Here is a 21,297-nt window from a genome sequence, read left to right as displayed (position 1 = left end):
GAAACGGAGATCGCGTCACGGTCGCCGGCGGAACAGAGACCTCCACCAAGGGCCGGGCTTCGCCACAGCGGGCGCAGAAGACGGCTCCTGCGATGGCGTTGACACCGCTGCTTCGGGAAGCGGTTGGGCACCCGTACTTTCTGCCCTACCACCGCCATCCTTGAACCGTTTCGGCTTGAAGGTCACCGGCAGAGCAGAGGGGCGGCGGGCCATCCAGTCCGTTGTCGTCCCCAGCTCGCCCTCGTGCACGGCCAGCTCCATGTCCGGCAGGAGGTCCATCAGCACGTCGATACCTGTGTCAGCGATGGCGCGACCGATGTCGCCACCGGGGCATTCGTGCGGTCCGCTACTCAGGGCGAGGTGTGAGCGGTTGCCGTGCATCGGGAGGCTCAGGTCCGGACGTTGCTCGGGGTCGACGTTGGCTGCGGCGATGCAGAGGACGAGCATGTCGCCCGCCTTGATCTGCTGTCCACCGAGCACCGTGTCGCCCGTGGCCCACCGGCCAGGGATGGCGCCGATGGGCGGGTTGTCCCACATCACCTGTTCCAGCGCGTCCGGCAGGGTCATCCGGCCGCCGGAGAGGCTTCCGCGGAAGCGGCGATCGGTCAAAAGCATCCGGAGGGTGTGGGCGATGAGGTTGACCGTGTTCTGGTGGGCGGCGACGAGCACCAGGCGCAGGTGCTCCACGATCTCCGTATCGCTGAGATTGGATTCGTGAGCGATGAGCCGCGATGTGAGGTCGCTGGTGCCCGGCTTCGCCTTCTTGCGCTGGACCAGGTCCGTGAGGACTTCGGTCACGCGCTGGTTGCTCGCTGCTGCCGTCTCGCTGCCTCTGATCAGATCGAGCGTGGGCTCGACCAGGGCAGGGCCCTCGCCCGGGGCCATGCCGAGCAGTCGGCTGACGACCAGCATGGGAAGACGCTCGGCGTAGTCGCGGACCAGGTCGGCCCTGCCTGATGCCGCGAATCCCTGGATGAGCTCGTGGGTGTAGTGGGTGACGTATCGCCGAATGCCATGCCGGTTGAACTGCGACAGTCCATCGACGACCGCGCCGCGCAGCCGGGCATGCTCGTCGCCATCAGCGAATACACACAGCGGCTGCCAGGCCACCATGGGCATAAGAGGCGAGTCCGCAGGCACCCGGCCCTCCTGGAAGGCGTTCCAGAGACGCGAGTCGCGGGAGAAGAGGCTTTGAGTGCGCATGGCTTCCAGGTTCTCCCGGTATCCGAGCACGAGCCAGGCCGGGAGGTCCCCGTGCAGCAGTACGGGTGCCACGGGCCCGTACTGCTCGCGCAGCTCCTCGTACAGCTTGGCCGGGTTGTCGGATTCAGGCAGTCGCTGAAGTCCTGTGCTCATGCCGTGTGCTGGGCAGCCGGGCGGCGGCACGGGGCCTGCGGCGGATATGGGCGGTTGGGGGGACACGACGCCTCCGGGATTGGGGGAGCGACCCCAGTCACGAAGGGCCTACCGGGGCGCTCATGATCGTTTGCGCTGACCGCGGAACAGGCCGCGAGCTCCGATACTTGCGTGGGCAAGATCGGGAGCCGGGGGCAGCATATCCGTAGCCCGCCGATGGAGCGTCAACAAGCCCTGCATGCGACGACGTTGCTCGCTCCCGGAGCCGTTGAGCCAGCGGGCGGAGCAGCTGAAGGCTGCGAGCTGACGCCTGCTCAGCCTGTCTGATCAGCGGCCGCGAGCTCGAACGGGGAGCGCTGGTCGTACGGACTCGCAAGTTTCGGCTGGCGTTCACGGAAGGTGAAGCTGTCTTGCTGAGACGAGGTCTTCTGGTAGCCCTGGTGGGCCTCGGTGATGATGACGACTGAGAAGGCTTTCCCCCGCGAGCGACTTGCTGCATTCGCGACACGCTCGTACCGCCAACAGAGGCTGCCCGCCCGTGCCTGGGGGCCAGCCTCCCGGCCGCAAGCGAAGGTAGCGCCACTCAACGATCGCGATCCTGCCGCCATGGAACGCCAGATGGGCACTGGGAGGCGGAACCGCCGCCGGATGGCCGGCAACCAGCCTCGCTGCGTGCCCTGGCGGCGCAACCCGGACCCTTCTACGGTGGTGCTTAGTAGATCGTTCCGGTTGCCCTTCTGAACCCAGCACCACCGCACGTCAGACACACGCCGGATCGCGAGTCGACTACCGCGCGCGTGATCGTCCCGCGAAAGGAAGTCTCGTGTCGTTGACAGCCATACCCCGAGCGAAGGGGGCCGTTCTCGGACTCGGCCACATTCCGCGGCTGCTGCTTCGTGGGCCGCTGGCAGTCCTCAGATCCCTGCATGCCGAGGGGCCCGTAGTGCGGCTCAGCATCGGCACCATGCCGATCGTGGTTGTTACCAGCCCTGACACCGTCAACGCGGTCACGGTGACGTATGGCAAGGCGTCCCAGAAGGGCCGACTCTTCAAACAGATGCGCCCTGTCGTCGGTAACGGCCTGGCCAGCTCCGACGGCCCGCAGCACATCCGCAACCGACGTCTGATCCAGCCCATGTTCTACAAGGAACGGCTGGCGGGGTACGCGGAGATCATGAGGAAGCGGGCGGAGAAGCTCGCGGGTTCATGGAGCGCAGGACAGCAGATCGACGTGGACAAAGTGATGGGCGCCCACGCCATCGAGACCCTGGCTGCCACGCTGTTCTCTGCCGACATCGGACGCCCGGCCGTCGAGTCGGTCCGCGAGGATCTGCCGATCATCCTGCAGAGCATGCTGCTCCGCGCTCTCGCCCCGCAGTTCACGGTCAACTGGCCGATCTGGAAGAGGTTCAACCGCTCTGCGGCGCGGATGCGGCTGGTCATTGATGACGTCATCGCCAAGACTCGTGCATCCGACCTCGACAGCGGCACCGATCTGCTGTCCTTGCTCCTGTCTGCCCGTGACGAGTCAGGGGCGGGCCTTACGGACGAAGAGGTGAGGGACGAGCTGACGACGATGCTGTTCGCCGGCACCGAGACGGTCGCCTCGACCCTCTCTTGGGCATTGCACCATCTGGCCGAGCACCCCGATGTCGAACGCGAGTTGCTGGAAGAGATCGACGCCGTCATCGGGGACCGGGCCGTGAATTTCGCGGACGTTCCCAAGCTGCCCAGCATCACCCGAGTCCTGGACGAGGTGATCCGGCTCCATGGAGTGGTCACCCTGATGCGCACGACGACCGAACCGGTCACTATCGGCGGATACGAGCTGCCGGCCGACACCGAGCTCCTGTTCAGTCTGTACGCCCTACACCGCAATCCGGAGCTCTACCCGGACCCGGACCGCTTCGACCCGGACCGTTGGCTGCCCGAGCAGGTGGCCCAGCGCCCGCGGGTCCACGTGGTCCCGTTCGGGGCAGGCAACCGGAAGTGCATCGGCGACAAGTTCGCGTGGCTGGAGGCGACCATCACTCTCGCCACGCTCCTGCCGCGCTGGGAGCTGCGGCCCGTGCCGGGCTCCAAGCCGCCCACCGAGGCAACAGCTGCTATGGCTCATCCGACGCGTATGCCGATGATCGTGCAGCCGCGCCGCAAGCACTGAAGAGCACAGGTAGGTCCGGCCGGTCCCGAGCACTGCGAGTGTTGGGACCGGCCGCAGGTGCGTCTGCTCAAGCCACCTCGACACCAGATCCGGCCGAACTGCAGGCCACCGGAGCGACCGAGACCGGTTGGCCGGTTGCCGCGAACCTCCGTGGTCTGGAACCGATGCCGATCAAGCCGGGCTCTCCGACGGTTCCCGTCCCGGGCTACGACGTCCGCATTCTCGACGAGACGGGCGTGGAAGTGCCCCGTGGCGTCGAGGGTGCCATCTGCATCAAGCTGCCGCTGCCGCCTGGAACGCTGCCGACCCTGTGGGGCGACGACCGGCGCTATGTGGATTCCTACCTGTCCCGCTTCGACGGCTACTACCTCAGTGGCGACGGAGGATACGTCGACGACGACGGCTATGTGTTCGTCATGGGGCGCATGGACGACGTGATCAACGTCGCGGGACACCGACTGTCCACCGGTTCCATGGAAGCCGTCCTGGCCGCCCACCCGGCCGTCGCCGAGTGCGCCGTGATCGGGGTGGAGGACCGGCTCAAGGGCCAGGTGCCGCGCGGCCTCGTCGTACTCAAAGCCGGCGTCGACACCGACCCGGCGCAACTGCGCGGCGAACTCGTCGCGGCGGTCAGGTCCGAGATCGGCCCGGTCGCCTCGTTCAAGGAGGTCGACATCGTCGCCGGTCTGCCCAAGACCCGGTCGGGGAAGATCCTGCGGAAGTCCATGCGTTCCATGGCCGAGGGCCGCGATGAGCCGGTGCCGTCGACCATCGAGGATGCCTCCGTGCTGGACGCCTTGCGGCCGGTGCTGCGACCCGAGAGCGAGTGAGGCGGTGAGTGCTCAGGCGGTCGCAGGATTGCCTGGGTAGTCCGGGTCCTGGTCTGCCGTGGGCAGCGTGCTGTGGCCGTGGGACCAGTGGTTGACCCATCCGGAGCGGGAGAACTTGTGCGGCCGGTGCGGCGCTGTGGAAAACGACGGCCGCAACCATGCCATGGATCTCTCAGCAGCCCCGCCCACGACGTACTGATGAAGCTCGCGAGCGGGGTGCAAGCCGAACTCCTGTGGCTGACTCAGCACAACCTGCTGACCGACGGGAGTGGATGGGCCGCCGAGGTGGGCGGACTGGACGACCAACACCTCGCCAGCCAAGTGGGCGCTGCATGCGGCCGGCAGCTCGCGTATGAATCCTGAACCCCTGACCCCCGACCCTTCGAACTACTGCCACCAGCCGTCCCGGGCACTCCCAGGGACTGTCCGATGGGTGGTCGGCCAGATGGGCGACGCGTGACCATCGGGCTGCCGGGGCAGGGTGAACTGTCAGATGTCAGGTGGGGCAGGCGTCGGCGCGCCGCGGTCGGGGTGGTGGTTCTCCGTGCGGGGGGCTGAGGGCGGGGGCGGGGGAGCGGCCGCAGTTCTGCCGCCCCCTAGTGTGGGGGACGTCTTGGTGAGGAGCTGGGGGATCGGCGAACGGCGGAGGACTTGTGGGCAAGAGAAGGCGCGCCACGCGCAGGAGAACGCATCCTGCGCTGATCGGCGGCGTGGTCGCTGTGGCCGTGGGCGGCGCGGGGTTCGCCGCATACAGCATGTACGGCGCGGCGGCGGACGAGGACATTGCGGCCGGCGGAACTGCGAAGACGTTCAAAGCAAGCCCGGTCACGGCCGCGGAAGTCCGGGCCGCGGCTGACGGGTTCCTCACCGCGTGGCAGGGAGGCAACGCCGCGAAGGCAGCCGAGTACACCGACGACACGGCGGCTGCGCAGACCGTGCTGACCGGGTTCAGCAAGGACGCGCACATCGACGATGTGAGGCTGACCCGTGGCGAGGTGTCCGGCGCCACGGTCACGTTCAAGGTCTCCGGGACCGTTTCGTACAAGGGCAAGAGCAAGCCCCTGGCCTACGACTCCCAGCTCACGGTCGTCCGCCGGGCGAAGGACAGCAAGCCACTCGTCGGGTGGCAGCCGTCCGTCGTGCACCCTGACCTGAAGCAGGGCGACACCCTGGTCACGGATGAGGCCGGGGACCCGCCCATCGAGGCAGTGGACCGTGACGGCGCGGAGCTCACCGAGGCGAAGTACCCCTCGCTCGGTACCGTCGTGGACGGGCTGCGGAAGAAGTACGGCAAGAAGGCCGGGGGTACGGCGGGAGTCGAACTGCGGGTGGTCCGCGGGGACGGCGCGGACGCCTCGCAGAAGGATGACGGCTCGGGGAAGAGCGAGAGTGACGACGAGATCCCCGACAAGACACTGCTGACGCTGTCCGACGGCACGCCGGGAACACTGAAAACCACGCTCAGCGCGACCGTGCAGGCCGCCGCAGAGCGGGAAGTGGGAAAGCGCAAGGGGGCGTCCGTAGTTGTCATGAAGCCGTCGACCGGTGAGATCCTCGCCGCCGCCAATTCGAGCCATGGCTTCAACACGGCGCTCCAGGGGTCCCTGGCGCCCGGCTCCACCATGAAGATCGTGACGTCGTCGATGCTGCTGGAGAAGGACCTCGCGTCGATCGACAAGCCGCATCCGTGCCCCAAGTACGCGTCTTACGGCGGCTGGAAGTTCCAGAACGTGGAGGAGTTCGAGATCAAGAACGGTACGTTCCGTTCGAGCTTCGCTGCCTCCTGCAACACCGCCTTCATCACGCAGGCCGAGAAGCTCGACGACGGCGATCTGACCAAGCAGGCCCAGCAGGTTTTCGGGCTCGGGCTCAACAACTGGTCGATCGGGGTGTCCAGCTTCGACGGGGCTGTGCCGGTGCAGAGCAATGCGCAGATGGCGGCGTCGCTCATCGGGCAGGGCGGAGTACGGATGAACCCGCTGAACGTCGCATCCATCATCTCCACGGCCAAGACGGGCGTTTTCCGGCAGCCGTACCTGGTCTCGCCCGACGTCGACGGCCGCTCGCTCGCGACGGCGGCACGCAAGCTGGACGGGTCCGTGCAGAGGCAGTTGCACGAACTCCTGCACTACACCGCGACGTCGGGCTCCGCGGCGGAGGCCATGGCGGGCGTCGGTTCGGACATCGGCGGCAAGACGGGCTCCGCGGAGGTCGACGGCCAGACCAAGCCCAACGGCTGGTTCACTGCATGGCGCGGTGACCTCGCCGCGGCGGGGGTGGTCCAGCAGGGCGGCCGTGGCGGCAAGTCGACGGGGCCGCTGGTGGCGGCGGTACTGAAGGCGGGCAGCTGACGGCCGGCCCACAGCGGGAACGGAACTCACTCGCGTGCTCAGTACACCGACCGAAACATTCCGTCCATGACGAGGTCGCCACGGAGTATGGGACGTCTCACGTCATCAGGGCGGCGGCCAGGCCGAGGAAGGTGAGGAAGTGCGAGCCCGTTCGTTCGTATCGGACGGTGAGGCGGCGGTAGCCGAAGAGCCAGGCGATCGACCGTTCGATCTTCCAGCGGTGCCGACCGAGGCGTTCGCCGGACTCGATGCCGGGCCGCGCGCTGCGCGCGACGAGCCCGCGCTCGCGCAGCCAGGCCAGGTGTTCGGCGGAGAAGTAGGCCTTGTCCGCGCGGAGTTTGACGGGTCGGCGCCGCCGTGGTCCCCGGCGGGACGAGACGGCGGGTATGTCGCGGATGAGCGGTTTGAGGGCGAGGCTGTCGTGCATGTTCGTGCCGGACACGGCGACGGTGAGCGGGATGCCCTCGGCGTCGGACAGCACGTGCAGGTTGCTGCTCTTCTTGCCGCGATCGACCGGGTCCGGCCCGGTCAGCGATCCCCTCTTTTGGCGCGAACGGAGGCCGCGTCGACGATCGCCGAGGTCCAGTCCACCTCGCCCCGGGCCCCGAGTTCGTCCAGCACCGCCCGGTGCAGCCGACGCCACAGGCCGGCCTCGGTCCATACCGTGAAGCGGCGATGCGCGGTGGCGGGCGACGTGCCGAACGTCGGCGGCAGATGCCGCCAGGCACAGCCGCTGGTCAGCGCGTACACCACTGCCGTGAACACGGCCCGCTCGTCACACGGAGCGGTCCGACCACCTTGCTGGAGCAGCGAACGTCGGCAGCAACGGGGCGGCCGGCTCCCAGAGTTCATCAGGAACCAGACGCTTCGATAGATCAGCACCCACGACCGGCATCATGCCGCACGAACATCACGTCACGTGAGACAGCCTCTAAGCCTTGATTGGTGCGGCCGACCTGGCGGCCTGCTCGATCTTCGCGCAGTAGGCTGCACGGGCTTCCTCGTCGATCTGCTTCTCGTTTTCGGCGCGCACCCCGGTCCGGCCGTCGAGGCCCTCGCGCAGGATATCGGCGTGCCCGGCATGCCGGATGGACTCGCCGAGGACATGGACCATGATGGCGAACAGGTTCGTGTTGGGATAAGGCTCCGTCCACCACGGCACGTGGCCGGGGGCGTCGAGGGGAAGCTCGTTGATCGTCGCGTCCGAGTGTTCCCACGTGCGCCGGTAGAACCCGATGATCTGATCGCGGGTCTCGTCCTCGGTCGCCCACTGATCGCTGCCGTTGGAGTCCTGCCACCGGGGCAGCGGTTCCGGGGATGGGCGGTCGAAGACCTCGCCGAAGTACCTGGCCTCGACGGTGGCCACGTGTTTGACCAGGCCGAGGAGGTTGGTCCCGGTCGCTGTCAAAGGTCGGCGGGCGTCGTATTCGGACAAGCCGTCGAGTTTCCAGAGCAGCGCCTTGCGGTCCCGCCGCAGTCTCCCGTGCAGGTTGTCTTTCGCGAATTCATCGATCATGCGGCATGAGCCTGCCATGGGCTGCTCGTGGTCTCAAGATCCCGTACGTGGTCCGCAACGACTGGCAGAGCCGAGGCCCGGCCATGGCCGCCGCCCTGACCTGCTATGAGAAGCTCGCGAAACTTGCCACGTGAGACAACCTCTAAGGGCCTCGCTAATGCATCAGCCCCGAACGTGCACCACAAAGGCATGGCGGGACCATCCCCGCGGGTGCCGGGAGCAGCGTTGTGCGCCGGATCGGCTCGATCTTCCAGCGCGAGATGTTCGAAGGCTTCACCACTGCGCAACTCGCGGCCATCGATACTTCCGAGCAGGGTGATACCGCGGTCGAAGCACAGCGCTCGCGCTCGCGGCCCCACTGCATCGAGCACATCGTCCGACTCCCGATCCACCGGGCCATCTTGCCAGAACGGCAAGTTTGCGTGCCGGGTCAGGGCGAGCGGGCCAAGACTGAGACGCAAGCAGTCGACGGAAGGCGTCCTCTGATGAGTACGCGGTCACGTTCTGGGATGACGTCTACGGCCGTGGCGGTCGCGCGGCTCACCGATCTCGCCCGCTCGCGGCCAGGACGACCGGATCGCCGCCGAGCGGCACAACCTGCACGCCCCCTTCCCGCACGGCGCGTTCGACCTCATCTGCGCCCACTACCTGCACACGCCCCCTCGACCTGGACCGGGCAACCGTCCTGCGCACGGCTGCGCTGGCGCGGGCGGCTGCTGGTCGTCGGCCACGGCTCGACCGCTCCGTGGTGATGGACCAGGATCCCGACGTCCGGTACCCGACCCCGCGGCAGGCCGCCGCGGACATCGGCCTTGACCCGGCGACGTGGACGGTCGAGCGGGCCGTCGCGCCCCGCCGGATCGCGACCGGCCCAGATGGCCGCACCGCCGAGGTCACCGACCACGTCCTGATCACCCGTCGCACCGCCTGAGCCGATGCGGCTCCCTACGAGGAGAGACCATGGCCACCGCTCCCCGCCGCAAACGCCGCGGCGACACCCCGCCGCCCCGGACCGGAAGCAGCGAGATCGAGGTGCTGCGCGGCTTCCTCGACTACCTCCGCAGCTCGATCTGCGCGAAGGTCGAAGGCGCCCCCGAACCGGAGGTCCGAACGGGCGGCGTGCCGTCGGGCACGAACCTGCTCGGCCTGCTCAACCACCTCACCTTCGTCGAGCGATCAACGTTCCTTGGGGACCGCGTCACCGACTGGTCATCGACCTTCCATTCCGCACCGACGGACAGCGTGGCCGTTGTCGTCGCCCGCTACCGGGAGACGGTCGCGCAAGCGAACGACGTACTCGACGGGTGCACCGACCTCGGCGCACCGGTACCCCGCCCTCGGCCGAACAACCGTGCTCCCAGCGTCCGCTGGGCACTCGCCCACATGATCGAGGAGACCGGCCGCCACGCCGGTCACGCGGACATCCTCCGCGAACTGATCGACGGCGCGACCGGACGCTGACTTCACCGACCTCTCCACGAAAGGCACACGCAAGCTCCCCGCACCGTGGGCCTTATCGCGCCGCCTTGTCCGGCTTACAGGGACGGTGGCCACTTCTGCGCTCGCCGTGCCCCGGTCGATCGGTGCCGCTGCCTGCACCCCGCAAGCCGCCGACGTTCCTGCTCACACTGCTGCCACCTGGGACGACCCCGAGCTCAAGCGCACGTTCCAGCACGAGTTCGCCACCGTCGACGGCGTCCGGATGCACTGCGTAACCGGCGGAAGCAGCCCGCCCGTAGTGCTGATACGTGGCTGGCCGCAGACCTGGTCCGGCTGGTGGCCTCTCATGCCGGCGCTCGCTGAGCAGCACACCGTCTACGCCGTCGACCTCCCCGGTCTCGGCGACAGCACTGGCTCACCGGCCGGGTATGACAAAGCCACGCTGGCACGTTGCGTGCACACACGATCGCCGAACGGCTCGGGGTGCGTGACGCCCGCGTCGTCGGGCACGACTTCGGGACCGTGGTGGCATTCCAGTACGCCGCCCAATTCCCCGCAGACACCGCACTCCTCGGTTACCTCGACCTGCCGCCGCCCGGGCCCGCCATGGATGCGCCCACATACCGCTCGGTGAGCTGGCACGTCGCCTTCCACTCTTTCTGAGCTTGTATTTCGTGATGTCGTGCGAGCTCAGCCAGATGTGCTTGTCCATGCGCGGCCAGGTCCGTCGTGGTCGATCATCCCGCTCCACTGACAGCCGCGGATCGTCGTGTCCGGGCAGTCCGCGCGCGGGGCCGGAGGATCACGGCGAGCCGCCACGGGTGTGAGGAGTCACTCCGCGTGCGCCCTCAAGGATCGCGCCCGACAGCTTCGCGCCGGACAGCTTTGCCCCGGTCAAGTCTGCGTTGCTCAGGTCTGCGCCGCGCAGGTCTGCGCCGCGCAGGTCGGCGCCTGCCAGGTCCGCGTCAGTCAAGTCCGCGTCGATCAGAATCACGGCGCGCAGGTCCGCGGTGCGCAGGTTCGCGCCGATCAGGAACGCGCGGGTCAAGTTGGCGCTCGAGTCGGCCTCACTGGTTTCGTTGGTTTCCTTGGCCTTACTCAGGTGAGCGTTGTGAAGGTTCGCTCCGATGAGGTCCGCGCCGGTCATGTCGGCCGCGCCCAAGCGCGCGTTGGTCAAATTGGCGCCCCCGAGAAATGCGTGCCGCAGGTCCGCATTTGGCAGCTTCACGCCGGACATGTTCGCGTTGTCGAGGGACGCGCCTGAGAGGTCGAAATTCTCGAGGCCTGCGTCTCGGAGATCCGCGCCAGTGAAGAACGCGAAGCGGAAGTTGCTGCGTCTGGGCATGCCGCCTTCTGTGAGCCCCACTTCGCGCTCCAGACCGCGCAGATCGACACCGCTCAGATCAGCTCGGTACAGCGGCTTCCCGTCCTGGGTCACCTCCCGGTCGGCGGACCGGTTGCCCAGCACGGAAACAACAGCCGCTACGTCGGTAGGGGGTCTGTACTCCTCTGCCGGCTTGAAGCCACTGACCGGAACGGGAGCGTGCTGGCGTACGAACGCGGACAACACCGAGACGACAGTGCGCTGATCTCGAGAGGAGTCCTGCATGATGCGTTGCAAGGCGTAGATGCCTCCTAGGCGCACATCCAACGATGCTGATCCCAGGTTGGTGATCGCGGCGTTGAACCGGGTGGTGATCTGCCCCTGCTCGGAGATCTGTAGATCTTTGTTGGTCTGCCCGACCGACATCCAGGTGAACAGCAGGGCGACGAGCGCAGCCAGTCCCGGCAGCATGGACGCCGCGAGTGCCACCCACGTCAGTCGGCTGATACCACTGTCGCGGCCCGGCCCGATCGAACGGCTCCGTTGCCGTCGATGATCCCTGGCGGCCCGTCGACGTGCGATCCGGCGGAGTTGTGCGGCGGCAGACGGCTCGATCATCCACTCATGACATACCAGGAAACAGTGTCCATTTCTTCGCCACGCTGTCGTGCACCCGATCAGGACTACCCGGAGGTGGTCGCGAAGGGTCGGTCTGCAGGGACACCGCGCGCGGGGGCCGCTGACGGGTCGGCGTGGTCTCGTGCGGGCGGGTGGGGGTGCACGTCGGGGTGTGGGGCTGCCCGTGATCCCTGTCCGCGGCTTTGGTCAGCCGCCGGCGGGTACCGTGTCCCGGCCTGGCCGGGGCACACGTCGTGGCCTGCGACCTGACGCCCGAACTGCTGGAGGCCGGGCGCCGCCGAAGCGGCCGTGGCCGCAGCCATCGCCGGCGGTGCCGCCGCCGGCGTCAACGTGACAGTGAACATCCGCCGTTGACCCGAGGGTTCGGTGGTGCTCGACACTTCCAACCCTTCGGGTCGGCCAACATTGGTGAGGCAATGGTGACGCCCCCGGTCTCCTGACCGGGGGCGTCACCTTCCGTCTCCTTGGCAGATGATGAGGGCTACTGAGGGTGCCAGGCGCGAGTGGTCCCCGTTCCTCGCAGAGTGATGGTTCAGGGACCGGCTGCTTTGGCCTTGTCCACGTCGAAGATCTGGTCGGCGGGCGGGGCGGTGACCGCGACCGGCTTGTTGTAGTCGGAGAAGGACACGGTGCCGGGCTCGTCGCCGCCTTCGGTGACGCCCCTGAGGAAGTACGGCTGCCCCTCGGTGGCGACGTAGAACGTGTGCGTCTGCGCACCATTCTTCCGGATCAGTGTGATGGCTTTCTGGCCGTTGATCTCAGCGGGCTTGCCCCTGGTCACGCCGGAGGTGTCCTCGTCGTCGTCCAACTTCTTGAGGAGTGCGTCGAGGTTACAGATTCCTGCCATGTCGTCGGCTTCGTCGGCCGGGGCCTTCAGCCAGCGGCCCTTCAGCATTTCCGCCATGGCGGCGGTCTGTTTGGCCGGGGTGCCCTTCTGCTTGCCTATCCCCATCCAGAACGCCTCGTCAGCCTTCATGTACGCGACCTTGTCGACGACGAGAAGCTCGGCCTGCCCCGAGCCGGCGTAGCCGAACTTGCCGGTGCAGTCGCCCGCCTTGCTGAGCGCGAACTCCAGAGACAGGTCCTTGCCGTCGTCCTTGCCCTCGCCCGTGACCTTGAGCGAGTTGGCGGCCTTAGTGGCCTCGAGTGCCTTGTCGGCGATCTGGTCGGCGGTGAGGCCCTCGAACGGGTCCACCGGCGCCTTCGGGGACGGCGGGGAGCTCGCTGCCTTGTCCGCGGTGTTTTCACTCTGTCCGCCGCCACAGGCGGTCACGCCGGCGGCGGTGGTCACGCACAGCGCCGCCACGGCCAGAATCTTGCGGTTGGTCACCTGTTGTCACTTCCTTGATCTCGCTTCGTGCCAACCACTCGGACTCACAACGGGGGTTGCTCGATGTACCGCTGAAGTGTGTCTTGCACCACATCGCGAGAGGACGTCACTCGACGACGTGACGTCCGCCGTCGGTGGCCCACATCAGAGGGGCTACAGGTCCGACGAGGGGCGGAGTTCGGCGGGTCCGGCGAGTGGTGTCCGCACGGCGGGGGTCGGTTCGTGCTGGCCACGAGTGGGTGGCCGGTGGTCATGGCGCGCAGGTCGTCGATGCGGCGTTTCAGAAAGCGCTCGGCTCCGAACACCCACGCTGATCTTCTTGCCACTCAGCTGAGTTCAGGGATGCTGAGTTCGTGGCGGGCCGCCTGCAAAAAGCGATCACGATGCGCACCGATGTAGTCCCGAAGTCGATCGTCCGCAGATTCCTGTGCGTCCACAGGTCTCTGTGTCCAGACCGCTTTGCTCAACCGCTCGGCATACTCGAGGGTCGCTCCACGCAGTTCAGGCGAGCCAACGATGTCGGTGCACTTCTGCAGGAACCACAAGCGATGCATGGCTGAGCCGGCGTCGTCATCGTGTTGGCCATTGCTGAAACGGTGGTGGGCTATGCGTTCCACCGTTTGCGCGGCATCGAAGAAGTCCCGGATGGCGTCCTTTCGCTCAGCCCTCAGAGCCGCCGCTCGTTCTGCCTGCGCCTGCGCCTGCGCCGTTGTCGTGCGAGTCCAGAGGAATTGAGGCTCTACACAGTTGAGGGTGTAGTCGCTGGTTGGATGGTGGCTGGCGCGTCGGTCCCGGGGTAGGTGTCGAGGTCTTCCGAGGATGGAGGTTCCTACGCCGCCCATCTGGAAGACCTCGACGTGCCTGACGCTACCTTCGGCTGCCCTGACCTGACCACGTTCTGCCGCCTGGATGAGCTCGGCCTGGTCGTGGTCGGCCAGCGTCTGGAGCCCGATCGCGCGGTCCTGGCGTGCCGGGTCCTGGAGGCCGATGACGGCACCGAGGGCTGGTTGCGGCGCTGCGGGTGTGCAGGAAGACCCCGGGACACCGTCACGCGGGAGCTGGCGCACGAGCCGCTGGGCTGGCGACCGACCACCCTGCTGGCGACGATCCGCCGGTACCGGTGCACCGGGTGTGGGCATGTGTGGCGCCAGGACACCAGCCGCGCGGCCGAGCCGCGGGCCAGGCTGTCGCGTCGTGGCCTGGCCTGGGCGCTGGAGGCGATCGTGTGTCAGCACTTGAGCATCGCTCGCGTCGCCCAAGGGCTTGGCGTCGCGTGGAACACCGCCAACGACGCGGTCCTGGCCGAGGGCCGACGGGTGCTGATCAACGATCCCGGCCGGTTGAACGGTGTGAAGGTCATTGGGGTCGATGAGCACGTGTGGCGCCACACCCGCCGCGGGGACAAGTACGTCACCGTGATCATCGATCTCACGCCGGTGCGCGCCGGTACGGGTCCAGCGAGGCCGTTGGACATGATCCCGGGCCGCTCCAAGGCCGCGTTCAAGGCCTGGCTTACCCAGTGCCCCCAGGCGTGGCGCGAGGCCGTGGAGGTCGTCGCGATGGACGGGTTCACCGGCTTCAAGACCGCCGCCGCTGAGGAGATCCCCGCCGCGGCCGCGGTGATGGACCCCTTCCACGTGGTGCGCCTGGCCGGCGACGCCCTCAACGACTGCCGCCGCCGCGTTCAGCAGACCACCCGCGGCCGCCGCGGCCGTAAGAACGACCCGCTCTACCGTGCCCGGCGAACCCTGCACACCGGTGCCGACCTGCTCACCGACAAGCAGGCCGCCCGACTCACGGCCCTGTTCGCCATCGATGAGCACGTCGAGGTCGAGGCCACCTGGGGCATCTACCAGCGGATGATCGCCGCCTATCGGCACCCCGACCCAGCCGCGGGCCGCGAGCTGATGGTCAAGCTGATCGAGTCGCTCAGCGCCGGCGTCCCCAGGCCGCTGGTCGAGATAGCCAAGCTCGGCCGCAGCCTGAGCAAGCGAGCCGCTGACGTACTGGCCTACTTCGACCGGCCCGGCACCAGCAACGGTCCAAGCGAAGCGATCAACGGCCGCCTGGAGCACCTGCGCGGCTCCGCCCTCGGCTTCCACAACCTCACCAACTACATCGCCCGATCCCTACTCGAGACAGGCGGATTCAGACCCCGACTACACCCTGCATTGGTGAAGAGCCGCTCTTCCTGGGGGTCGGCCAAAGATACGACGGAAACCGGCAACCAGTGGTCTTGAGTTGAACTTGCCGCAGGTGAGGTGCTGGGGCGGATCGGCGTCGGCTGCCCGACCAGGGACAGCGATGCGCAAACGCAGCCGGAGGCCCGATCTTGTGTCACCGTTCGCAGTGGACTTCTTCGCGTACCCGCTCAGATCGGTCAACGGCGCACCCGATAGCGCAGGTGAAGCACCCGGTTGCTCTGAATCACCACGTCAGGATCCTCCAACAGGTGCTGCGCGTGGACCGACCCGAAGTAGCGCTTGCCGGACCCGAACACGACGGGTACGACGTCCATGCGCACCTCATCGACCAGGCCCGCGGCAAACACCTGGCCACCGACCTCGCCAGCGGCGACCTCGACCATGCGGTCACCCGCAAGCTCCTGCGCCTTGGCCACGGCTGCCTCGACGCCGTCGACGAAGTGAAACGGCGCCTCGGGGTCCCAGCCCTCGGGCTGCGGCCGGTGCGTCACGACGACCACGTGGTCGATCCCGCCCGGAGGCTTCCCGTCCCAGCCGTCCGTCAAGTCGAAGACGTGGCGGCCGACGATTGTCGCCCCGATCTGGTCCCAGTACGGCCGGGTGTAGTCGTAGGACGTCTGCGACACCTTCACCTCGCCGCTCTCGTCCAACGGGACGTCACCGCTGGACAACCAGTCGAACAGCGGTCCGGGCTGGTCATTCTCGTCCGCGACGAAGCCGTCCACCGACACCGAGCTGTACATGACCACCTTGCCCACGGGGCTCTCCTCTGCTTTGGGGTGCCCCCAAATTAGCGTGTCGTGAGCTGTCGCTCTTGTAAGAAATCAATCGGCCGGCAGCGGCCAGCCGTCCAGCGCGTGGCCGGGATGTTCGCGCAGGAACCGCCGCCGGACTTCGACGTACCGGGTCGGCGTGAGCCCGGTGAACGCCCGGAACTCGTGGCGCGCGGCGTCCTGGTCAGTGGAGTGCTGCGCCGGGTGTGGCGAGTCTGGTGCCGCCGTTGCGGGCCTCGACCGCTATTCCCCCAAACAGCCAGAAACGACGTGCTGTCGAGCGGTGCCCGTCATGGGCCGCCGGCTCGGCAACCGGTGATCGCGCACGCCCCGGCAGCTGATGGCGTCGACCGTACGTGCCTCGCAACTCGTGCGGCGTGCCCCAGAGTGTGCCTCGGCCCGGGCGCGTTCGCGGTGGGCGTGTCTGAGCCGCTTGGGTGTGAGAGAAATGGATCAAGCGGTACGCGTCACGGTCCCCTGACCGCAGATGCGGGCCGCACCGATCGGCAGGCCGAGTGATCAGGAGTGTGTCGTGCCACGATACGAGGACGCCCATCGCAGCAGTCTGAGCGACCCCGAAGCGTTCTGGCTGCGGGCCGCGCAGGCAATCGACTGGGAGCGGTCGCCCACGCGGGCGCTGGACGCCTCGAGGCCGCCCTTCTACCGCTGGTTCGCCGACGGACGGCTCAACACCTGCCACAACGCTCTCGACCGGCACATCGACGCCGGCCACGGCGACCGCACCGCCTTGATCCACGACTCGGCCTACACGGGGGAGCGGCGTTCGTTCACGTACACCGAACTTCGGGACGAGGTGGCCCGGTTCGCCGGCGCGCTGCGCCATCTGGGCGTTGGCGCGGGCGACCGCGTCGTGATCTACCTTCCCATGGTGCCCCAGGCAGTCGTCGCGATGCTTGCCTGCGCCCGGCTCGGAGCCGTCCACTCCGTGGTCTTCGGCGGATTCGCACCCAAAGAGCTGGCGGCGCGCATCGACGACGCGCGCCCCAAGGTCGTCCTCTCGGCGTCCTGCGGGATCGAGCCGGGGCGCATCGTGGAGTACAAGCCCATCGTCGACGAGGCACTGCGGCTGTCTGCCCACCGGCCCGAGTCCGTCGTGGTCCTCCAGCGCGAGCAGGCACGCGTGACCCTCGGCGAGGGCGAGCTGGACTGGGACGAGTTGATGGCCGGCGCCGAACCGGTCGACTGTGTGCCCGTGGCGGCGACCGACCCGCTCTACATCCTCTATACATCGGGAACGACGGGACGCCCCAAGGGAGTTGTACGCGACAACGGAGGCCACGCCGTGGCCCTGGCCTGGTCGATGTCCGCGATCTACGACATCGGTCCCGGCGACGTGTGGTGGACGGCCTCGGACGTCGGGTGGGTCGTCGGCCACTCCTACATCGTCTACGCGCCCCTGCTGGTCGGTGCGACCACCGTGCTCTACGAGGGCAAACCCGTCGGCACCCCGGACGCCGCGGCCTTCTGGCGGGTCATCGCCGAGCACAGGGTCAAGGCGCTGTTCACCGCACCCACCGCGCTGCGCGCCGTAAAGAAGGTCGACCCCCGGGCCGAGCTGCTGGCAGGTCACGACCTGAGCGGCTTTCAGACACTCTTCCTGGCGGGCGAGCGCCTCGACCCCGAGACCTACCAGTGGGCCACGGACATCCTCGGTGTCCCGGTCGTCGACCACTGGTGGCAGACCGAGACCGGTTGGCCGGTTGCCGCGAACCTCCGTGGTCTGGAACCGATGCCGATCAAGCCCGGCTCTCCGACGGTCCCCGTCCCGGGCTACGACGTCCGCATCCTCGACGAGACGGGCGCGGAAGTGCCCCGCGGCGTCGAGGGCGCCATCTGCATCAAGCTGCCACTGCCGCCCGGAACGCTGCCGACCCTGTGGGGCGACGACCAGCGCTATGTGGACTCCTACCTGTCCCGCTTCGACGGCTACTACCTCAGTGGCGACGGAGGATACGTCGACGACGACGGCTATGTGTTCGTCATGGGGCGCATGGACGACGTGATCAACGTCGCGGGACACCGACTGTCCACCGGTTCCATGGAAGCCGTCCTGGCCGCCCACCCGGCCGTCGCCGAGTGCGCCGTGATCGGGGTGGAGGACCGGCTCAAGGGCCAGGTGCCGCGCGGCCTCGTCGTACTCAAAGCCGGCGTCGACACCGACCCGGCGCAACTGCGCGGCGAACTCGTCGCGGCGGTCAGGTCCGAGATCGGCCCGGTTGCCTCCTTCAAGGAGGTCGACATCGTCGCCGGTCTGCCCAAGACCCGGTCGGGGAAGATCCTGCGGAAGTCCATGCGCTCCATGGCCGAGGGCCGCGATGAGCCGGTGCCGTCGACCATCGAGGACGCCTCCGTGCTGGACGCCTTGCGGCCGGTGCTGCGACCCGAGAGCGAGTGAGGCGGCGAGTGCTCAGGCGGTCGCAGGATTGCCTGGGTAGTCCGGATCCTGGTCTGCCGTGGGCAGCGTGCTGTGGCCGTGGGACCAGTGGTTGACCTATCCGCAGCCACGGCAGGCATACCGCGTTTACCCCTGCGATCACAGTGCCGCAGTTCGCGCATTCGGGGGGTGTCGAACGGGGCGCACCCTGTGTGGGGGCGTATCGGTGAACTGTGGGCCGCCTACGTGCCTGGCATGTCGCCGTCTCCTCCCTCGCGGGGGACTGCGCCGCGCAACCGGCCCGTGCCGTTCGGCAGGGGAGTCATGCACGCGTTCAACCAGGCAGGGCGTTCGTACTTCTCTGACCCGGACAGCGAACAAAGAGCCGTTGCAGGATTTGTGCAGGGAACGTCTTACCGCGCGCACCGCCTCGTCCTTGCACAGGAGGTGCATGACGTGATCGAACCTCTCAACACGGAGGCGAGAACGGCGGGTTGCGACGGGCCGACCCTGAGCTGTACGCCGCGCTCGCCCACGCGGCCGCATCGAAGCGCTGGTTCAGCACCACGAGACCAACCAGAGCGGCCAAGACCGGGTTGACACTCATGAACACGCCGAAGAAGTGCGCCGGGTCGTTCTGTTGCAGTCCGCGGACGACTCGTCCCAGAGGGTCTCTACGTGGAGACCACGCGGCAGAAAGGATGTGACCTGCGGTCACAGGATCAATGCCTGTCTGGTTGCGTTCTGGCGGGCCGCCGACGATGGCCGGGCCGGACGGCACCGAATCCACCGGGGCCGCAGTACGCGCCGACCGGCCCTGGGGCGGGTGTGCCGTGCCGGGACGCGGCCCCGCTTCGTTGCTCGACAAGGTGGTGATCCGCTTGAGCAGCATCTCCGACGCCCCCGCGGGCGAGGCCGAAAAGACGGAGGGCTTTCACTGGCTGCGCTACGCGGGCGTGTTCGCGCTGTTGTTCCTCTTCGGGACCGAGACGTTTCTTGTCTCGCCCCTGCTGCCGACCATTTCCGACGACATCAAGGTGAGCGAGGCAGCCGCGGCCTCCAGCGTCACGGCGTACGTCCTCGTCTACGCGGTGGCCGCGCCTTTCCTGGGTCTGCTCAGCGACCGGTTCGGACGGCGTCGTGCGCTGCTGGCCGGGACGGTGCTCTTCGTGGTGTCCAATGCGGCGGCCGCGCTGTCCACGGGTCTCGAACTGCTGGTGATTTCCCGGGCGGTGGCCGGTCTTGCCGCCGCCGCTGCGGGACCCGCGATCTGGGCTCATATTGCCGAGACCTCTGCCGACCGGTTCCGCGGCCGGGCACTGGGGCTCGGCATGGCGCTGTTCTCGTGCGGTCAGGTCGTCGGCGTGCCGCTCGGCGGTCTGCTGGCGGGTGCGGCGGGCTGGCGCTCCGCGTTTTGGGCCATGGCGATCGGCACCGCCGTCGTGGTGCCGCTGCTGCTGCGTCAGGTGCGGCCTTTGGCCGTTCAGGGCGTGCAGGTGGGTGCGCTGAAGGGGGTGCTTGCGGGGTGGGGTGAGCCGACGCTGCGCAAGGCGTTGTTGGTCAACACCGCGTTCCACGCCGCCAACTTGGGCGCGTACACCTTCCTGGGCGCGTTGCTCGTGCGCCGGTTCGAGCTCTCCGTCGAGGCGCTCGGTCTCGTCGGCGTGCTGGTCGGAGCGGGCAGTGTGGTCGGCTCTCTGCTCGGCGGGCGGCTCGGCGACCGGGCCAGGGCCGTCGGGCGTACGGATCTGCCGCTGCTCGGGCTCTGGGGCCTGTTGCTGGCCGTCGGCATCGCCGTGGCGGCCAAGGGGCCGGGCCTGGTTGTGGCGCTCGCCGGGATCACGGTGTGGTTCGTGGCCAGCGGCGGCTTCGTCACCGATCAGCAGACGCTCGCGGGCACGGTCGCGCCCGAACTGAGGGCTACCTCCAGCGCCTGGCTGACGTCGACCATGTACGCGGGGACGGGTCTCGGGGCGTGGGCGGTCGGCGCGTTCACCGATGTCTCCACCGGGACGCTCACGGTCGGTGTGGGGCTCGCGCTGGTCGCGGCCGTCGGGGCCCTGCTGCTCAGTGCCGGCGTGCGCAGGGCTGGGGCGGTCAGCCGGCCCGCTGCTCAGGAGTAGATGGAACGGCGCGCAAGGTGCCGTCGGACAGGGCCGCCATCCGGGAACGGTCCTCCGCCGAGGACGGAGTGAAGAGCAGCACCAGCGCGGACGGGTCGTCGACCGGGTGGAAGGACGAGAGCGCGAGCCTCATCCGCTGCCCGGTCCGCGGCTCGACCGTGACGGTGCGCGCGGTCAGTTCGGCCACGGAGTGGCAGCCCCACCAGTGGCTGAGCTCGGGCACGTCCTCGTTGAGATGGCCGTAGAGCTCGCTGGTGCGGGAGTCGGCGAGCGCCGGACCCGCCTGGGCCCGGAAGTGCTGGAAGACATTCATCGCCAGCGGCTCCCAGTCGTGCAGCACCGCACGCAGCCGTCGGTCGGCCGCCATCAGCCACATCAGATTGCGCCGCCCGTCCGGCACCGCCTCCGGGGCGCCCCACAGGGCGCTCCAGGAGGTGTTCCAGCCCAGCAGGTCGAAGTACTGGTCCAACAGGACCGCCGGGCTGGAGGGCCAGGAGTCGAGCACCGGCTGCACGGCGGAGGCCAGTTGACTCCTGCCGTCCTCGTCCGCGGACGCCGTCGGCTCGTGAAACCCGGCAAGCCTCATCGCGTGCCGGACACCGGCCGCATCCAGCCGCAGCGCCCGGGCGACCGCCTCCAGCACCTGCCGGGAAGCGGTCACCCGGCCCTGCTCCAGCCAGGTGTACCAGGCCAGGCCCACGCCGGAGAGCGAGGCGACCTCCTCACGGCGCAGCCCGGGCGTGCGCCTGCGGGCGGTCGCGGTCAGGCCCACGTCGGCGGGCTTGAGCAGCTCGCGGTGGGCGCGCAGAAAGGCCCCGAGTTCCGCTCCGGCGTGGGGAGTTGACATGGTGTGCG

The 21,297-nt window shown here is 68.2% G+C and carries 16 protein-coding genes and 5 pseudogenes; 12 read left to right on the top strand and 9 right to left on the bottom strand.

Features of this window, described 5'->3' with window-relative positions:
• Window positions 1–15 precede the first annotated feature (15 nt).
• Complete coding sequence (locus tag ACH4YL_RS36265; protein WP_398511786.1) at window positions 16–1,356, bottom strand: cytochrome P450; 1,341 nt, start codon at window positions 1,354–1,356, stop codon at window positions 16–18.
• 823 nt (window positions 1,357–2,179) lie between these two features.
• Here ACH4YL_RS36265 and ACH4YL_RS36260 point away from each other — a divergent pair.
• From ACH4YL_RS36260 to ACH4YL_RS36245, 4 genes and pseudogenes are all read left to right on the top strand, one after another.
• Window positions 2,180–3,517: a cytochrome P450 gene (locus ACH4YL_RS36260; protein WP_398511785.1), complete on the top strand. Its 1,338-nt coding sequence runs from the start codon at window positions 2,180–2,182 to the stop codon at window positions 3,515–3,517.
• Between the two features lie 116 nt (window positions 3,518–3,633).
• Window positions 3,634–4,347 (top strand): annotated as a pseudogene (gene prpE / locus ACH4YL_RS36255) (propionyl-CoA synthetase); the annotation flags it as partial.
• Window positions 4,348–4,545: 198 nt separating this feature from the next.
• The gene (locus ACH4YL_RS36250; protein WP_398511784.1) at window positions 4,546–4,710 is read left to right on the top strand and encodes a hypothetical protein; all 165 of its coding nucleotides are present in this window, start codon (window positions 4,546–4,548) and stop codon (window positions 4,708–4,710) included.
• Window positions 4,711–5,000: 290 nt separating this feature from the next.
• Window positions 5,001–6,698, top strand: coding sequence for a penicillin-binding transpeptidase domain-containing protein (locus ACH4YL_RS36245; RefSeq protein WP_398511783.1), 1,698 nt, complete (start codon window positions 5,001–5,003; stop codon window positions 6,696–6,698).
• A 97-nt stretch (window positions 6,699–6,795) separates the two neighbouring features.
• Here the strand turns inward: ACH4YL_RS36245 and ACH4YL_RS36240 are convergent.
• A pseudogene (locus tag ACH4YL_RS36240) lies at window positions 6,796–7,584 on the bottom strand (IS5 family transposase).
• A gap of 45 nt (window positions 7,585–7,629) precedes the next feature.
• Entirely contained in the window at window positions 7,630–8,214 is a 585-nt protein-coding gene (locus ACH4YL_RS36235; RefSeq protein ID WP_398511782.1) for a DinB family protein, read from the bottom strand.
• Between the two features lie 5 nt (window positions 8,215–8,219).
• Between ACH4YL_RS36235 and ACH4YL_RS36230 the strand changes: the two genes are divergently transcribed.
• The 5 genes and pseudogenes from ACH4YL_RS36230 to ACH4YL_RS36210 all read left to right on the top strand — a co-directional run bounded on the left by ACH4YL_RS36230 (window position 8,220) and on the right by ACH4YL_RS36210 (window position 10,317).
• Complete coding sequence (locus tag ACH4YL_RS36230) at window positions 8,220–8,348, top strand: hypothetical protein (RefSeq protein WP_398511781.1); 129 nt, start codon at window positions 8,220–8,222, stop codon at window positions 8,346–8,348.
• Between the two features lie 384 nt (window positions 8,349–8,732).
• Window positions 8,733–9,145 (top strand): annotated as a pseudogene (locus ACH4YL_RS36225) (SAM-dependent methyltransferase); the annotation flags it as partial.
• A gap of 29 nt (window positions 9,146–9,174) precedes the next feature.
• Window positions 9,175–9,675, top strand: coding sequence for a DinB family protein (locus ACH4YL_RS36220; RefSeq protein ID WP_398511780.1), 501 nt, complete (start codon window positions 9,175–9,177; stop codon window positions 9,673–9,675).
• A 241-nt stretch (window positions 9,676–9,916) separates the two neighbouring features.
• Window positions 9,917–10,054 (top strand): annotated as a pseudogene (locus ACH4YL_RS36215) (alpha/beta fold hydrolase); the annotation flags it as partial.
• A 50-nt stretch (window positions 10,055–10,104) separates the two neighbouring features.
• The gene (locus tag ACH4YL_RS36210; protein WP_398511844.1) at window positions 10,105–10,317 is read left to right on the top strand and encodes a hypothetical protein; all 213 of its coding nucleotides are present in this window, start codon (window positions 10,105–10,107) and stop codon (window positions 10,315–10,317) included.
• Window positions 10,318–10,456: 139 nt separating this feature from the next.
• On the opposite strand, the gene ACH4YL_RS36205 is transcribed toward ACH4YL_RS36210, so the two are convergent.
• From ACH4YL_RS36205 to ACH4YL_RS36195, 3 genes are all read right to left on the bottom strand, one after another.
• On the bottom strand, window positions 10,457–11,596 hold the full coding sequence (locus ACH4YL_RS36205) for a pentapeptide repeat-containing protein (RefSeq protein WP_398511779.1): 1,140 nt from the start codon (window positions 11,594–11,596) through the stop codon (window positions 10,457–10,459).
• Between the two features lie 553 nt (window positions 11,597–12,149).
• Window positions 12,150–12,947, bottom strand: a complete 798-nt coding sequence (locus ACH4YL_RS36200) for a hypothetical protein (RefSeq protein WP_398511778.1) — start codon at window positions 12,945–12,947, stop codon at window positions 12,150–12,152.
• 326 nt (window positions 12,948–13,273) lie between these two features.
• Entirely contained in the window at window positions 13,274–13,789 is a 516-nt protein-coding gene (locus ACH4YL_RS36195; RefSeq protein ID WP_398511777.1) for a hypothetical protein, read from the bottom strand.
• 15 nt (window positions 13,790–13,804) lie between these two features.
• Here ACH4YL_RS36195 and ACH4YL_RS36190 point away from each other — a divergent pair.
• A pseudogene (locus ACH4YL_RS36190) lies at window positions 13,805–15,115 on the top strand (ISL3 family transposase); the annotation flags it as partial.
• 212 nt (window positions 15,116–15,327) lie between these two features.
• Here ACH4YL_RS36190 and ACH4YL_RS36185 read toward each other — a convergent pair.
• On the bottom strand, window positions 15,328–15,909 hold the full coding sequence (locus tag ACH4YL_RS36185) for a dihydrofolate reductase family protein (RefSeq protein WP_398511776.1): 582 nt from the start codon (window positions 15,907–15,909) through the stop codon (window positions 15,328–15,330).
• Between the two features lie 547 nt (window positions 15,910–16,456).
• Here ACH4YL_RS36185 and ACH4YL_RS36180 point away from each other — a divergent pair.
• Complete coding sequence (locus tag ACH4YL_RS36180; RefSeq protein ID WP_398511775.1) at window positions 16,457–18,340, top strand: propionyl-CoA synthetase; 1,884 nt, start codon at window positions 16,457–16,459, stop codon at window positions 18,338–18,340.
• 448 nt (window positions 18,341–18,788) lie between these two features.
• On the opposite strand, the gene ACH4YL_RS36175 is transcribed toward ACH4YL_RS36180, so the two are convergent.
• Window positions 18,789–19,211, bottom strand: a complete 423-nt coding sequence (locus ACH4YL_RS36175; RefSeq protein WP_398511843.1) for a hypothetical protein — start codon at window positions 19,209–19,211, stop codon at window positions 18,789–18,791.
• On the opposite strand from ACH4YL_RS36175, the gene ACH4YL_RS36170 reads away from it, so the two are divergent.
• Window positions 19,201–20,442 carry an MFS transporter gene (locus tag ACH4YL_RS36170; RefSeq protein WP_398511774.1) on the top strand — a complete coding sequence of 414 codons (1,242 nt, stop codon included), beginning with the start codon at window positions 19,201–19,203 and terminating at the stop codon, window positions 20,440–20,442. The two genes, ACH4YL_RS36175 and ACH4YL_RS36170, sit on opposite strands and share 11 nt — an antisense overlap.
• On the opposite strand, the gene ACH4YL_RS36165 is transcribed toward ACH4YL_RS36170, so the two are convergent.
• Entirely contained in the window at window positions 20,417–21,289 is an 873-nt protein-coding gene (locus tag ACH4YL_RS36165) for a helix-turn-helix domain-containing protein (protein WP_398511773.1), read from the bottom strand. The two genes, ACH4YL_RS36170 and ACH4YL_RS36165, sit on opposite strands and share 26 nt — an antisense overlap.
• Window positions 21,290–21,297 lie beyond the last annotated feature (8 nt).

The organism is Streptomyces sp. NPDC020681, assembly GCF_044334895.1.
Classification (GTDB): Bacteria; Actinomycetota; Actinomycetes; order Streptomycetales; family Streptomycetaceae; genus Streptomyces.
Note: the sequence above shows the minus strand (reverse complement) of the source record. Positions and strands in the feature narration are given on the sequence as shown.